General features: G+C 63.2%; 1 protein-coding gene. It reads right to left on the bottom strand.

The annotated features are described in order from the left end of the window. Positions 1–26: 26 nt before the first annotated feature. A partial coding sequence (locus tag EJ913_RS31410; protein WP_148125341.1) for an IS3 family transposase occupies positions 27–212 on the bottom strand: 186 nt, incomplete at its 5' end.

Raw genomic sequence — 212 nt, 5'->3', positions numbered from 1 at the left:
GTTTGTCGGAGGCCGATTTGGTTGAGTCACGCCGCGATGGCGACGTCCTCGATTTGAGCATAATAGCGCGCTTCGGCCTCGGCGGGAGGGATGTTGCCGATGGGTTCGAGGAGGCGGCGGTTGTTGAACCAATCGACCCATTCCAGGGTGGCGAACTCGACGGCCTCCAGGGTGCGCCATGGCCCACGGCGCCGGATCACCTCGGTCTTGTA

This window comes from Azospirillum doebereinerae, assembly GCF_003989665.1.
GTDB lineage: Bacteria > Pseudomonadota > Alphaproteobacteria > Azospirillales > Azospirillaceae > Azospirillum > Azospirillum doebereinerae.
The sequence above is the reverse complement of the archived record's forward strand: the minus strand, read 5'-3'. Positions and strand labels throughout refer to the sequence as shown.